A 13,102-nucleotide genomic window follows, 5' to 3' on the forward strand; every position below is an offset into this window, starting at 1 on the left:
ACCAGCGGGGCCCCTCCTGTCACACCGGGCGGGGCACCGGGTCAGTGCCCCGAGGTCAGCTTCAGCCCCACGATCGCGACCACCAGCAGACAGATGAAGAAGATCCGCGCCGCCGTCGCCGGCTCACCCAGCACCACCATGCCCAGCACGGCGGCGCCCGCCGCGCCGATCCCGACCCACACCCCGTAGGCCGTACCGATCGGCAACGTCTTCGCCGCGTGCGCGAGCAGCACCATCGAGGTCACGATCCCGGCGCCCGTGAACACACTCGGCCACAGACGGGTGAAACCCTCCGTGTACTTCATACCGATCGACCAGGCGACTTCGAGCAGACCGGCGACGACAATCCAGATCCAGGCCATGACGACGAGACCTCCACAGGAGAGACAAGGGGGGTGCGTCGTCTTTGCGTGACCCGGTACGGCGCGTCTCGTCGGGACACCCCCAGGCTAACAACACGAAGGGGCCGGGGACGAGGTGAGTGCGCCGGCCGAGGTCGAGGTCAGCGCGTCGGCCGAGGTCGAGGACGAGGTCAGCGCGTCGGCCGGGGACGCCGGTCAGAGGTTCAGAGGTACAGCCCCGTCGAGTCCTCCGCGCCCTCGAAACGGTCCGCCGCGACCGCGTGCAGGTCCCGCTCCCGCATCAGCACGTAGGCCACGCCCCGCACCTCCACCTCGGCCCGGTCCTCCGGGTCGTAGAGCACCCGGTCGCCCGGCTCCACCGTCCGCACGTTCTGGCCGACCGCGACCACCACGGCCCAGGCCAGCCGACGGCCCACCGCGGCCGTCGCGGGAATCACGATGCCCCCGGTGGAACGCCGCTCCCCCTCCGGGATGTCGGTCCGCACCAGCACCCGGTCGTGCAGCATCCGGATGGGCAGCTTGTCGTCGTGGGTGTTCTCGCTCACGCCCCGAACCTACCTGCCCCGGACACGCCTGTACGCCGGAGGGTCACACCCGGCCGCGGCCCGGCCACCCTCCGGCGCACCCGACACCCTCAGCGCTTCCTCTCACCCCGCCGCGAGGACGACACCACGAGCAGACCGATCACCCCGGCCGCGACCAGCGCGACCGGCACGACCCGCTCCAGCCGGGGCCGGCCGTCCTCCGTGACGAACCGGGACCGCGCCCCGGTCACCGCACGGTTCACGCCCACGTACGCCCGTCCGAGAGTGGCGTCCACCTTCGAGGCGGCCTTCGCCTTGGCGTCACCCACAATCGTCTTCGGGTGCACCCGCACCCCGATCTCGTCGAGGGTCTCCGCCAGCAGCACACGCCGGCGCTTGATGTCCGCCTCGATCTCCGCAGGGGTCCTGGCATCCGCTTCCGACACCGCGTTGCCTCCGTCGTCGTGTTCCGGGACCCAGCACAGGGCGCCCGTAAAGCCTGTGATGCTCGACAGTCTGTCAGCTCACGACCGCTCGCACCCCTCGGCACCCCTCCCGAGGCAGCCGGAAAGCCTCCGGAGCCGCCCAGGACCTGGCTTAGGCTCGCTCCAGTACCCCGAACGGGCGGTGTCACGCCGGACGAGTGAGCCGAGGACGCCGCACGCCCCCGGACACCCACCGCGCGCCCGCACGGACAGAGCGAGCACAGCCCGCACGGACAGAGCGAGCACAGAGCGAGCGACGACGTCGGGCGCGCGAGAAGACGCCAGGCGCGGAAGAAGACGCCCGGTGAACAGGAACAAGAAGGAGCCTTCGATGAGCGAGCGCCTCCAGCCCGGCGACACCGCCCCCGACTTCACCCTCCCGGATGCCGACGGGAAGGAAATCTCCCTCTCCGCCTACCGGGGACGCAGAGTGATCGTCTACTTCTACCCCGCCGCCCTCACCCCCGGCTGCACCAAGCAGGCCTGCGACTTCACCGACAACCTGGAACTGCTCTCCGGACAGGGCTACGACGTGATCGGCGTCTCCCCCGACAAGCCGGAGAAGCTCGGAAAATTCCGTGAGAAGGAAAACCTCCAGGTCACACTGGTGTCCGACCCCTCCAAGGAGACCCTGGAGGCGTACGGCGCCTACGGCGAGAAGAAGCTCTACGGCAAGACCGTCACCGGAGTCATCCGCTCCACCGTCGTCGTCGACGAGGAGGGCAAGGTCGAACGCGCCCTCTACAACGTCAAGGCCACCGGACACGTCGCGAAGATCATCAAGGACCTCGGGATCAGTGACGCCGCGTAACCACGCGTACGCGGGGTGAAGGAGTCCGTTTGAGGGCGCCATAACTGTGCAGGTGTTCTGCTTGGAAACGAGTCCAGGGAAAGGAACACCGTCATGGCGGCGACCGACAACGACGAGTCGGTGGACCCTGCCGCGGTCAGACGCCACCGGGTGCTGTTCCGCGCGATCGAGAAACGGCGCAACCCCAGACTGCGCCGCAGCGACATCACCGTTACCGACGACGCGGCGGTCAAACGCGCCACCAAGGCCGCCGCGCTCGGCAACGCGATGGAGTGGTACGACTTCGGGATCTACAGCTACCTCGCGTCCACCCTCGGGAAGGTCTTCTTCCCCTCGGGCAACGACACGGCGCAGCTCCTCTCCTCCTTCGCCACCTTCGCCGTGGCCTTCCTCGTCCGCCCCCTCGGCGGCATGGTCTTCGGCCCGCTCGGCGACAAACTGGGCCGCAAGCGCATCCTCGCCATCACCATGATCATGATGTCGATCGGCACCTTCGCGATCGGCCTCGTCCCCTCCTACGCCTCCATCGGCTTCTGGTCACCGGTCCTGCTCATCCTGTTCCGCCTGGTCCAGGGCTTCTCGACCGGCGGTGAGTACGGCGGCGCCTCCACCTTCATCGCCGAGTACGCGCCCGACAAACGCCGCGGCTTCTTCGGCAGCTTCCTGGAGTTCGGCACCCTCGCCGGCTACGTCGGCGCCTCCGGCCTCGTCGTCGTCCTGACCACGGTGTTCAACGAGTCCTCCATGGAGAGCTGGGCCTGGCGCATCCCCTTCCTGGCAGCCGCGCCCCTCGGCTTCATCGGCCTCTACCTGCGGCTCAAGCTCGACGAGACCCCCGCCTTCCAGAAACTGGAGGGCGGCAAGGTCACCGCCACCGAGGCGGCCGACCCCGTCGAGACCTCCGCCAAGGGCGACCTCGGCAGGATCTTCACGACGTACTGGCCCTCGCTGCTGCTGTGCATCGCCCTCGTCGCGGCGTACAACATCACCGACTACATGCTCCTGTCGTACATGCCGACCTACCTCTCCGACGAACTGGGCTACGCCACCAACCACGGGCTGCTCATCCTGCTGCTCGTGATGGTCGTCCAGATGTGCCTGATCAATCAGGTCGGCAGGCTCTCGGACCGCTTCGGCAGGAAACCGCTGCTCATGGCGGGGATGCTCGGCTTCCTGTTCCTGTCCGTCCCCTCCTTCCTGCTCATCCGGATCGGCAACGTCTTCGCGATCTCCGCGGGACTGCTCCTGCTCGGCCTGTCGCTCGTCGCGATGCTCGGCACGATGTCGGCGGCCCTGCCCGCGATGTTCCCGACCCACGTCCGCTACGGCTCCCTGTCGGTCGGCTACAACCTCTCCACCTCGATCTTCGGCGGCACGACCCCCCTCGTGATCACCGCCCTGATCAGCGTCTTCGGCACGAACCTGATGCCGGCGTACTACGCGACGGCCGCCGCCGTGGTCGGCGTGATCGCCGTCCTGTGCATGAAGGAGACGGCCAACCAGCCCCTGGCCGGCTCCTACCCCTCGGTGGAGACGGAGGAGGAGGCGGCGGAACTCGTCCACTCCCAGACCCCGGACCCCAAGTTCTGACCCCCTCCCCCGCGCCCCACAACCAAGCGGAACGCCCCGTACCGGTGAGGTACGGGGCTTTTCGCGCACAGGGCGTGACCTGGGGCGAGGGAGATCCGTTGAACCGTGCGAGTGGGGAACGGGTTTCCGTGCGGGAGGGGGAGAGGGAGGGTGTACGAGCGGGAGGCACTGGCCGAGGCCGTCGCCGCCTCGACCAGTTGGGCCGGGGTCATGCGTCATCTGGGCGTCCCGGTCAACGGCGGCCGCCGCAGACGGCTCCAGAAGGAGGCCGAGGCGTACGGCATCGGCACCGGGCACTTCGTCCGGCGCGGTCGGCACAGCTACACGGACGGGGCGATAGCCGAGGCAGCCGCTCACGCCACGAGCCTGCGCGAGGTCGCGCTCCGGCTCGGCGCGGTGCCCGCGACAGGGATGCTCTCGCATCTGCGCAGGCGGATCGAGGCGGCGGGCATCGACGTGAGCCACTTCCCCGGCCTCCACCGCACCACCCCGGACATCCCGTTCAGCCCCGGAGAACTGACCGGGGCGGCAGCCGAGGCCCGGAGTCTGCGCGGACTGGCCCGCTCACTCGGCCTCAGCGACGACGGCCGTACCCGGTCCGCGCTCGGGAGGGCCTTGCGGCGCTACGGGATCGAGACCGGGCACTTCCGGCACGCCCGTATCCGGCTCGCGGACGCGGCGCTGCGCGAGGCGGTGGCCCGCAGCACGAGCTACGCGGACGTCCTGCGGGCCCTGGACCTGCCCGTCGGTGCCGCCACGCAGCGCAGGGTGCGCCGGAGGATCACCGGTCTCGGCCTCGACACGAGCCATTTCAGGCGCAGGCCCTGGGCCGCCGAACCGGCTGTACCCAGGCGCTCCACGCCCGTCGAGCGGCTGATCGTGCTGCCGCCGGGGTCTCCTCGCACGCGCCGGGCACAGCTGCACGCGGCCCTGGGCGAGACCGGCAGGCCGTACGTGTGCGAACGGTGTGGCAACCCCGGCGTCTGGGAGGGGGAGACGCTGACGCTGCACATCGATCACGTCAGCGGGGACTGGCTGGACAACCGCGCGGAGAACCTGCGCTACCTGTGCCCGAACTGTCACGCGCTGACGGAGACGTGGGGGAACCGGCGGACGAGACCCTCACGGGCCGGGACCGTCTAGTAGGCTCCACGTGGCATGCGGCCGTGCTGGAATGGGCTAGACAGGCTGGGTTTAGGTCCCAGTGAGAGCGATCTCGTGTGGGTTCGAGTCCCACCGGCCGTACCGATGCGAGAGGGCCGTCCCTGGGGGGGCGGCCCTCTCCCGTGTTTCACCCCACCAGTTCCCGCACCACCGGCACCAGTGCCCGGAACGCCTTGCCCCGGTGGCTGATCGCGTTCTTCTCCGCCGGGGTCAGTTCCGCGCAGGTGCGGTCGTGGCCCTCGGGCTGGAGGACCGGGTCGTAGCCGAAGCCGTGGGTGCCCGCGGGGGTGTGGCGGAGGGTGCCGCGCAGTTCGCCCTCGACCACGCGTTCGGTGCCGTCGGGGAGGGCGAGTGCGGCGGCGCAGGTGAAGCCGGCCGCGCGGTGCGGGGTGTCGATGTCGGAGAGCTGCGCGAGGAGCAGGTCGAGGTTGGCCTGGTCGTCGCCGTGCCGGCCGGACCAGCGGGCGGAGAAGATGCCGGGGGCGCCGTTGAGGACGTCGACGCACAGGCCGGAGTCGTCGGCGACGGCGGGCAGTCCGGTGGCCTGGGCCAGGGCGTGTGCCTTGAGCAGGGCGTTCTCGGCGAAGGTGACGCCGGTCTCCCTGACGTCGGGGATCTGCGGGTAGGAGTCCGCGCCGACGAGTTCGTGGGGCAGTCCGGCCTCGGCGAGGATGGCGCGGAGTTCGGTGATTTTGCCGGCGTTGCGGGTGGCGAGGATCAGGCGGGTCATGGGCCCAGTATCGGTGCCGCGGGGGGTGAGGTGCTCGCCCGGGGTGGTGGTGCGCCGGTGGTTCAGGGGGTGCAGACCTTGGTGATCTCCCCGGCGGCTTCGGTGACGGGGCCGAGGTCGGGGGTGGTGTCGCCGTTGTCGATGCCGGCGCGGACCTCGGAGACGGCGTCGGAGAGGTGGTCGGCGGCTTTGGACAGGTCGGCGTTGTCGGTGCGGTCCTTGAGGTCGGCGAGGTTGTCGTCTATGGCGCGCAGGTCGTCCTCGGCGTCGAGGGGGTCGTTGCCGGCGTTGTCGACGGCCTGCTGGAGGCGGGTGACGCTGTCGGCGACGGCGTCGGCGGCCCGCGCGCAGTCGAGGGCGGTGTCGACGGCGGAGCAGGCGGTGAGGGTGGGGGCGGCGAGGAGGAGGGCAGTGGCCGCCGCGGCCAGGGCGAGTCGTCGGGGGCGGTGGGCGGCGGGCATGTCGGTCTCTCCCCGGGTCGGCCGGCGGGCCCCGGGCCGGGTGGGCGCCGGGTCCGCGATGACGGACGGGCGCACGGTTCGACCCGTGCGCCCGTATCCGTTACGACGCGGGGGCGGCGGCGTTGGTTGCCTGCGCGCCGGGCGTTTCTTGGTTCTTTCTTTACCCGGCGGTTCTGGCCCCCGTTCACCTGCGGGTTCTCGCTCGTACCCGCCGTCCCGCGCCCTCACGGCCTCAGGACCGGCGATGCCTCAGGGCCGTCGCCTCGGGTCCGTCGCCCCGGGTCAGCCGAGGGTGGTGGCGAGGGCGGTGCGCTGGATGCCGGCGAGGTCGGTGCAGCCGGCCGCGGCGAGGTCGAGGAGGGAGTTGAGTTCGGCGCGGTCGAAGGGCTCGGCCTCGGCGGTGCCCTGGATCTCGACGAAGCGGCCGTCGCCGGTGCACACGACGTTCATGTCGGTGTCGGCGCGGACGTCCTCCTCGTAGCGCAGGTCGAGCATGGGGGTGCCGCCGATGATGCCGACGGAGACGGCGGCGACGGTACCGGTCAGGGGCTTGCGGTTCGGCTTGATGATCTTCTTGCCCTGGGCCCAGGTGACGGCGTCGGCGAGGGCGACGTAGGCGCCGGTGATGGCGGCGGTGCGGGTGCCGCCGTCGGCCTGGAGGACGTCGCAGTCGAGGACGACGGTGTTCTCGCCGAGGGCCTTGTAGTCGATGACGGCGCGCAGGCTGCGGCCGATGAGGCGGGAGATCTCGTGGGTGCGGCCGCCGATCTTGCCGCGGACGGACTCGCGGTCGCCGCGGGTGTTGGTGGCGCGCGGCAGCATCGCGTACTCGGCGGTGACCCAGCCCTCACCGCTGCCCTTGCGCCAGCGCGGTACGCCTTCGTTGACGGAGGCGGTGCAGAGGACTTTGGTGTCGCCGAAGGAGACGAGTACGGAGCCTTCGGCGTGCTTGCTCCAGCCGCGTTCCAGGTGGACGGGGCGGAGCTGGTCGGGGGTTCGGCCGTCGATGCGTGACATGGGGCTGAGCCTAGTGCGTGGGGGTGGGGGGCCCGCGGGGGCTGGTGGGGCGGCGAGGGGGCGGGGACGGGTGGCGGGCGGGCCGCCCCGTACCGGCAAGGACCGCTCCGTCCAGGCCGGAGCCCCGTACCGCCAAGGACCACTCAGGGCCGCTCAGGACCGCTCAGGGCCGCTCAGGCCGCCCCCGTGCCGCCCGCGCCGCCCGCCGCTCACCCGCGCCCGGCGCCTCCGGCACCCCCGGCACCCCCGGCGCCTCCGGCACCCCGGCGCGCCCGGTGATCCGCCGCCCTCACATCATGTCCTCGATGTCGGCGGCGATGGGGTCGGCGTCGGTGCCGATGACGACCTGGACGGCGTTGCCCATCTTGACGACGCCGTGGGCCCCGGCGGCTTTGAGGGCCGCTTCGTCGACCTTGCCGGCGTCGCGGACCTCGGTGCGCAGGCGGGTGATGCAGCCTTCGATGTCCTCGATGTTGTCGATGCCGCCGAGCCCGGCGACGATCTTCTCGGCCTTGCTGGCCATGGTGTCTCCTGTCGGTCCGTGGGAGTGCTGCGGGGCCGGGCCGGCCGGCCCCGGGCCTGTCCGTCGAACGGGTGGCGGCCCGGCCGATGCTGTCCCGTTTTGTCACGTTAGCTCACCGTTGGTCTATCTTCACGGGCGGGCGGGGTGGGCATCCCGAAGGATGGCCAGCACCACGAGTCCGTCCGTTTCTTCAGGGGAGGACACCGATGAGCAGCAGCGCCACCGGCGCGGTCGCTTCGCAGCCGGGCAACTGGAGCAAGTTCTTCCAGGGGTTGCAGAAGATGGGCCGCAGTCTGCAGCTGCCGATCGCGGTGCTGCCCGCGGCGGGCATCCTGAACCGGCTGGGCCAGCCGGACGTGTTCGGCGACGAGGGGCTGGGCTGGACCGACGTCGCGAAGGTCATGCAGGCGGCGGGCGGTGCGCTGCTCGACTCGACGCTGGGGCTGCCGCTGCTGTTCTGCGTGGGTGTCGCGATCGGGATGGCGAAGAAGTCGGACGGTTCGACGGCGCTCGCGGCGGTGACCGGTTTCCTCGTGTACTACGCGGTGCTGCGGGCGTACCCGGTGCACTGTCCGGCGGGGCAGGAGCAGGTGCAGAACGGGGGGTGCGTCGACTGGTCGGGGAAGGGGTTCGTCCCGGCCACGTACCAGAACCCGGGGGTGTTCGGGGGGATCGTGATCGGGTTCATCACGGCGTACGTGTGGCGGCGGTTCTACCGTACGAAGCTGGTGGACTGGCTCGGGTTCTTCAACGGGCGGCGGCTGGTGCCGATCATGATGGCGTTCATCGGGCTGGGGCTCGGGGCGCTGGCGGCGTGGACGTGGTCGCCGATCGGGGACGCGCTGACGGACTTCGGGCAGTGGCTGTCGGACCTGAGCTGGACGGGTTCGGGGATCTTCGGGGTCGCGAACCGGGCGCTGCTGGTGGTGGGTCTGCACCAGTTCCTGAACACGTTCCTGTGGTTCCAGTTCGGGCAGTACACGAAGCCGGACGGGGAGGTGGTGCACGGAGACGTGTTCCGGTTCCTCGCGGGCGACCCGACGGCGGGTCAGTTCACGACGGGGTTCTTCCCGATCATGATGTTCGCGCTGCCGGCTGCGGCGCTCGCGATCACGCACTGCGCGAAGCCGCACCGGCGCAAGGAGGTCGGCGGGCTGATGCTGTCGGTGGCGCTGACCTCGTTCGTCACGGGGATCACCGAGCCGATCGAGTACTCGTTCCTGTTCGTCGCGCCGTTGCTGTACGCGGTGCACGCGGTGCTGACGGGTGTGTCGATGGCGGTGTCGTGGGCGCTGGGCGCGAAGGACGGCTTCAGTTTCTCGGCCGGCCTGATCGACTACGTCCTCAACTGGAGTCTGGCGACGAAGCCGTGGCTGCTGCTGGTCATCGGCGCGGTGGCGGCCGTCGTGTACTACGGGGTCTTCCGCTTCGCGATCCTGCGCTTCGACCTGAAGACGCCGGGGCGTGAGCCGGAGGACGAGGTCGAGGACACGACGAAGGCGTGAGGGCGTGGGGAGGCGGCTGGAACGGGGCGGCCCCGCGAGCCGCCCCGGCCGGCCACGCAGTCACGCGGTCACGCGGTCATCGGGGGCCGGTCGCTGACCGCCGGGCACCGGGCGGTCAGATCTCGTAGACGGCGCCGGGGCTCGCGAGGCGTACCGGTCCGTCGTAGGCACGGCGGGCGTCGGCGAGGTTGGTCTCGGGGTCGGTCCACGGCGGGATGTGGGTGAGCAGGAGGGAGCGGGCGTGGGCGCGCCGGGCGCTCTCTCCGGCCTCGCGGCCGTTGAGGTGGAGGTCCGGGATGTCCTCCTTGCCGTCGGTGAAGGCGGCCTCGCACAGGAACAGGTCGGTGTCGGCGGCGAGTTGGTCGAGGGCCTCGCAGACGCCGGTGTCCCCGGAGTAGGTGAGGGAGCGTCCGCCGTGTTCGACCCGGAGGGCGTATGCCTCGACGGGGTGGCGGACCTGTTCGGCCTGGACGGTGAAGGGCCCGATGTGGAAGCTGCCGGGTTTGAGGGTGTGGAAGTCGAAGACCTCGCCCATCGCGGAGAGTGTCGGGGTGTCCCCGTGACCGGCGGTGAGACGTTCCTCCGTGCCCTCGGGTCCGTAGACGGGGACGGGTCGCACGGGGCCGGGTCCGCTGTTGTAGTAGCGCACGACGAAGTAGGCGCACATGTCGATGCAGTGGTCGGCGTGCAGGTGGGTGAGGACGACGGCGTCGAGGTCGTCGAGGCCGATGTGGCGCTGCATCTCGCCGAGGGCGCCGTTGCCCATGTCGAGGAGCAGCCGGAAGCCGTCGGCCTCTACGAGGTAGCTGGAGCAGGGCGATTCCGCGGACGGGATCGAGCCCGAGCAGCCGACGACGGTGAGCTTCATGGAGCGGGGACCTCCGCGCTTCGGATGGACGACGGGGGTGTGCGGTTCGTCGAGCGTACGGGCCGTTTTGGCGGGTCGCTCCCCACGGGTGGACGGTTGTGGGGGAAGTCACCGCGAACTCCACCCGTGAGGGGGTGGAGCCGGGGCCGGGGGCCGGGTGGGGCCCGGGAGGGTGGCGCGCGGAGGGTTTGTGCGGGCGGTCTGGGTACCGTCGCGGTATGGCTTCCTGGTGGTGGATCGCGCTTGTCGTCGTGGTGGTGCTCGGTGTGTTCGCTTCGGTGGCGGACGGCTGGGGGCGCAGTGGCCGGGGCCCTGGCCGGCGGGGGCCGGGGCGGCCCGGGGGCCGGGGGCGTCCGCCGCGCGGGCCGGGGGGTGCGCGGGTTCCGGGGCCGCGCCCGGGAGAGATCTGGTGGGCGCTGGTGCCGTTCGAGGACGGCCCCGGGGGTAAGGACCGGCCGTGTCTGGTGCTGTCGGTGACGCGGCGTTCGGCGCGGGTCGTGAAGATCACGAGCCGGTTCCACGAGGAGCGGCCGGGGGTGCTGGCGCTGCCGGAGGGCGCGGTGGACGACAGCCGGGGGCGGCGCAGTTTCCTGGAGACGGACGAGTTGCGCACGGTGGCCCTGCGGGAGTTCAGGCGGCGGGCGGGTGCGGTGGACCCGGCCCTGTGGGACCGGGTCCGGCACCTCGGCTGAGTGGCTACGCGGCTAAGCGGCTGAGGCGGCCACATGGCTCGACCGGCTGGGACCGCGCCTGCGCGCCGCGGTGCTCCGGCGTGGTGCTCCGGCGTGGTGCGGAGCTGCTGGCGTGGAGCCGGCGCGGGCCGGGGCCGGTGCGGCCCGGGAGCGGTGACGCCCGCGTCCGGCCCGGAGCCGGGGCCCGGAACCGCCCGGCCCCGTGGTCGTCGCCGTTCAGGCCCAGAGCTGGCCCTGGAGGGTGGCGACGGCTTCCTCTGTGGTGGCGGCGGTGTAGACGCCGGTCGACAGGTATTTCCAGCCGCCGTCGGCGACGACGAAGGCGATGTCGGCGTCCTGGCCGGCCTTGAGGGCCTTGTGGGCGACGCCGATCGCGGCGTGCAGGGCGGCGCCGGTGGAGATGCCCGCGAAGACGCCTTCCTGCTGGAGGAGTTCGCGGGTGCGGGTGACGGCGTCGGCGGAGCCCACGGAGTAGCGGGAGGTGAGGACGGAGGCGTCGTACAGCTCGGGGACGAAGCCCTCGTCGAGGTTGCGCAGTCCGTAGACGAGGTCGTCGTAGCGGGGTTCGGCGGCGACGATCGCGACGTCGGGTTTGTGTTCGCGCAGGTAGCGTCCGACGCCCATGAGGGTGCCGGTGGTGCCGAGACCGGCCACGAAGTGGGTGATGGAGGGGAGGTCGGCGAGGATCTCGGGGCCGGTGCCGGTGTAGTGGGCGCCGGCGTTGTCGGGGTTTCCGTACTGGTAGAGCATGACCCAGTCGGGGTGTTGTCCGGCGAGTTCCCTGGCGACGCGTACGGCGGTGTTGGAGCCGCCGGCGGCGGGGCTGGGGATGATCTCGGCGCCCCACATGGCGAGCAGTTCGCGCCGTTCCCGGGAGGTGTTCTCCGGCATGACGCACACCATGCGGTAGCCCTTGAGCTTGGCCGCCATGGCGAGCGAGATGCCGGTGTTGCCGCTGGTGGGCTCCAGGATGGTGCAGCCGGGGGTGAGCCGGCCGTCCTTCTCCGCCTGTTCGACCATGTGCAGGGCGGGCCGGTCCTTGACGGAGCCGGTGGGGTTGCGGTCCTCCAGTTTGGCCCAGATGCGGACGTTGGGGGCCGGGGAGAGCCGCGGGAGGTGGACGAGGGGGGTGTTGCCGACGGCGGCGAGGGCGCTCTCGTACCGCATCAGCGCATTCCGCCGGCGACGGCGGGGAGGATCGTCACGTTGTCGCCGTCGCTGAGCTTGGTGGAGATGCCGTCGAGGAAGCGGACGTCCTCGTCGTTGAGGTAGACGTTGACGAAGCGGCGCAGCTTGCCGTCGTCGACGATGCGTTCCTGGATGCCCGCGTAACGGCTGTCGAGGTCGGCGAAGAGCGCGGCGAGGGTGTCCCCGTTGCCCTCGACCGCCTTGGCGCCGTCGGTGTAGGTGCGGAGGATGGTCGGGATGCGGACCTCGATGGCCATGGTCGGTCGTCTCCTTCTCGGAGGTCGGGGGCGCGCGGCGGCGCCGGGTTGCGGCGGGCGGATGTGGCGCGGGGGCCGGCGGGCCGGGCGGGGTGCGGCGTGGGGCCGGCCGGGCCGGGGTCAGCGCGGACAGATGGCGCTGGCGAGACGGCACAGGTCGACGTGGAGACGTGCCGTGAGCACGGTGCCCGGCGTCGCGTTGTTCACGTCGAGGAGAACCATGGGCTCATCGTATCGATTCCCGGTCCGGGTCCCGGAACGGTGTCTCAGCGGGCGGACGTTTTCCGTTCGCATGCCGGTCCCCGCCCCTCCCGGGCCGCCCCGCCGGGGGCCCGGCGCGGGGGTCAGTGGGCCGCGACGACCTTCACCTCCTCCTCGGTGATCTCCCCGTCGACGATGCGGTACGAGCGGAACTGGAAGGGGCCCGCGCCGTCGGTGTCGGCGGTGGAGACGAGGACGTAGTGGGCGCCGGGCTCGTTGGCGTAGGAGACGTCGGTGCGTGAGGGGTACGCCTCGGTCGCGGTGTGGGAGTGGTAGACGACGACGGGTTCCTCGTCGCGGTCGTCCATCTCGCGGTAGAGCTTGAGGAGGTCGCCGGAGTCGAACTCGTAGAACGTGGGCGAGCGGGCCGCGTTGAGCATGGGCACGAAGCGCTCGGGCCGGTCGCTGCCGGCCGGTCCGGCGAGGACTCCGCAGGCTTCGTCGGGGTGGTCGGCGCGGGCGTGGGCGACGATCCGGTCGTACAACTCCTGGGTGAGGGTCAGCATGGCGCCCAGAATAAGCAGGGCTCCCGGCAGGAGAGCGGGCCGGGGCCGGGGGGGGGGGGGGGGCCGGGGCGGGGCGGGGGGGGGCCGGCCCCGGTCGGGGCCCACATGGCGGCGGAGGGGCGCGCGGTAGCGGGGCGGGGGGGGGAATAGGGTGGAGG

17 protein-coding genes, 1 tRNA gene and 1 riboswitch are annotated in these 13,102 nt (G+C 71.4%); of the genes, 6 read left to right on the top strand and 12 right to left on the bottom strand.

Going from position 1 to position 13,102, the window contains the following annotated elements; translation table 11 throughout:
• Positions 1-41: 41 nt before the first annotated feature.
• From sugE to ACFYMP_RS29245, 3 genes are all read right to left on the bottom strand, one after another.
• On the bottom strand, positions 42-362 hold the full coding sequence (gene sugE / locus ACFYMP_RS29235; protein ID WP_388863148.1) for a quaternary ammonium compound efflux SMR transporter SugE: 321 nt from the start codon (positions 360-362) through the stop codon (positions 42-44).
• 32 nt (positions 363-394) lie between these two features.
• Positions 395-470, bottom strand: a riboswitch (guanidine-III (ykkC-III) riboswitch).
• A gap of 95 nt (positions 471-565) precedes the next feature.
• On the bottom strand, positions 566-907 hold the full coding sequence (locus tag ACFYMP_RS29240; RefSeq protein ID WP_363148736.1) for a co-chaperone GroES: 342 nt from the start codon (positions 905-907) through the stop codon (positions 566-568).
• Between the two features lie 89 nt (positions 908-996).
• Complete coding sequence (locus ACFYMP_RS29245) at positions 997-1,332, bottom strand: DUF3618 domain-containing protein (protein WP_388863149.1); 336 nt, start codon at positions 1,330-1,332, stop codon at positions 997-999.
• A 370-nt stretch (positions 1,333-1,702) separates the two neighbouring features.
• On the opposite strand from ACFYMP_RS29245, the gene bcp reads away from it, so the two are divergent.
• From bcp to ACFYMP_RS29265, 4 genes are all read left to right on the top strand, one after another.
• Positions 1,703-2,182, top strand: a complete 480-nt coding sequence (gene bcp / locus ACFYMP_RS29250; RefSeq protein WP_388863150.1) for a thioredoxin-dependent thiol peroxidase — start codon at positions 1,703-1,705, stop codon at positions 2,180-2,182.
• A gap of 93 nt (positions 2,183-2,275) precedes the next feature.
• Positions 2,276-3,772: a glycine betaine/L-proline transporter ProP gene (gene proP, locus ACFYMP_RS29255; protein WP_388863151.1), complete on the top strand. Its 1,497-nt coding sequence runs from the start codon at positions 2,276-2,278 to the stop codon at positions 3,770-3,772.
• Between the two features lie 150 nt (positions 3,773-3,922).
• Entirely contained in the window at positions 3,923-4,915 is a 993-nt protein-coding gene (locus tag ACFYMP_RS29260) for an HNH endonuclease (RefSeq protein ID WP_388863152.1), read from the top strand.
• Between the two features lie 17 nt (positions 4,916-4,932).
• A tRNA-Leu gene (locus ACFYMP_RS29265) sits at positions 4,933-5,017 on the top strand.
• A gap of 46 nt (positions 5,018-5,063) precedes the next feature.
• Here ACFYMP_RS29265 and rdgB read toward each other — a convergent pair.
• The 4 genes from rdgB to ACFYMP_RS29285 form a co-directional block, all read right to left on the bottom strand.
• Positions 5,064-5,666: an RdgB/HAM1 family non-canonical purine NTP pyrophosphatase gene (gene rdgB, locus ACFYMP_RS29270; RefSeq protein ID WP_388863153.1), complete on the bottom strand. Its 603-nt coding sequence runs from the start codon at positions 5,664-5,666 to the stop codon at positions 5,064-5,066.
• A gap of 62 nt (positions 5,667-5,728) precedes the next feature.
• Entirely contained in the window at positions 5,729-6,127 is a 399-nt protein-coding gene (locus ACFYMP_RS29275) for a hypothetical protein (protein WP_388863154.1), read from the bottom strand.
• 282 nt (positions 6,128-6,409) lie between these two features.
• On the bottom strand, positions 6,410-7,144 hold the full coding sequence (rph, locus tag ACFYMP_RS29280) for a ribonuclease PH (protein ID WP_388863155.1): 735 nt from the start codon (positions 7,142-7,144) through the stop codon (positions 6,410-6,412).
• 289 nt (positions 7,145-7,433) lie between these two features.
• Complete coding sequence (locus tag ACFYMP_RS29285) at positions 7,434-7,667, bottom strand: glucose PTS transporter subunit EIIB (RefSeq protein ID WP_388863156.1); 234 nt, start codon at positions 7,665-7,667, stop codon at positions 7,434-7,436.
• Positions 7,668-7,873: 206 nt separating this feature from the next.
• Here ACFYMP_RS29285 and ACFYMP_RS29290 point away from each other — a divergent pair, with 206 nt between their 5' ends.
• Positions 7,874-9,172: a PTS transporter subunit EIIC gene (locus tag ACFYMP_RS29290; protein WP_388863157.1), complete on the top strand. Its 1,299-nt coding sequence runs from the start codon at positions 7,874-7,876 to the stop codon at positions 9,170-9,172.
• A 115-nt stretch (positions 9,173-9,287) separates the two neighbouring features.
• Here ACFYMP_RS29290 and ACFYMP_RS29295 read toward each other — a convergent pair whose 3' ends face one another.
• Positions 9,288-10,040, bottom strand: a complete 753-nt coding sequence (locus tag ACFYMP_RS29295; protein ID WP_388863158.1) for an MBL fold metallo-hydrolase — start codon at positions 10,038-10,040, stop codon at positions 9,288-9,290.
• Between the two features lie 218 nt (positions 10,041-10,258).
• On the opposite strand from ACFYMP_RS29295, the gene ACFYMP_RS29300 reads away from it, so the two are divergent.
• Positions 10,259-10,732, top strand: coding sequence for a type II toxin-antitoxin system PemK/MazF family toxin (locus ACFYMP_RS29300; RefSeq protein ID WP_388863159.1), 474 nt, complete (start codon positions 10,259-10,261; stop codon positions 10,730-10,732).
• 216 nt (positions 10,733-10,948) lie between these two features.
• Here ACFYMP_RS29300 and ACFYMP_RS29305 read toward each other — a convergent pair whose 3' ends face one another.
• The 4 genes from ACFYMP_RS29305 to ACFYMP_RS29320 all read right to left on the bottom strand — a co-directional run bounded on the left by ACFYMP_RS29305 (position 10,949) and on the right by ACFYMP_RS29320 (position 12,944).
• Positions 10,949-11,899, bottom strand: a complete 951-nt coding sequence (locus tag ACFYMP_RS29305; RefSeq protein WP_388863160.1) for a PLP-dependent cysteine synthase family protein — start codon at positions 11,897-11,899, stop codon at positions 10,949-10,951.
• Complete coding sequence (locus ACFYMP_RS29310; protein ID WP_388863161.1) at positions 11,899-12,177, bottom strand: MoaD/ThiS family protein; 279 nt, start codon at positions 12,175-12,177, stop codon at positions 11,899-11,901. The genes ACFYMP_RS29305 and ACFYMP_RS29310 overlap by 1 nt, the downstream gene beginning before the upstream one ends.
• Before the next feature lie 120 nt (positions 12,178-12,297).
• Complete coding sequence (locus tag ACFYMP_RS29315) at positions 12,298-12,399, bottom strand: putative leader peptide (protein WP_388863162.1); 102 nt, start codon at positions 12,397-12,399, stop codon at positions 12,298-12,300.
• A 122-nt stretch (positions 12,400-12,521) separates the two neighbouring features.
• Positions 12,522-12,944, bottom strand: a complete 423-nt coding sequence (locus ACFYMP_RS29320) for a Mov34/MPN/PAD-1 family protein (RefSeq protein ID WP_388863163.1) — start codon at positions 12,942-12,944, stop codon at positions 12,522-12,524.
• Between the last annotated feature and the right edge of the window lie 158 nt (positions 12,945-13,102).

This window comes from Streptomyces sp. NPDC007088 (assembly GCF_042869355.1).
In the GTDB taxonomy this organism is placed as follows: Bacteria; Actinomycetota; Actinomycetes; order Streptomycetales; family Streptomycetaceae; genus Streptomyces.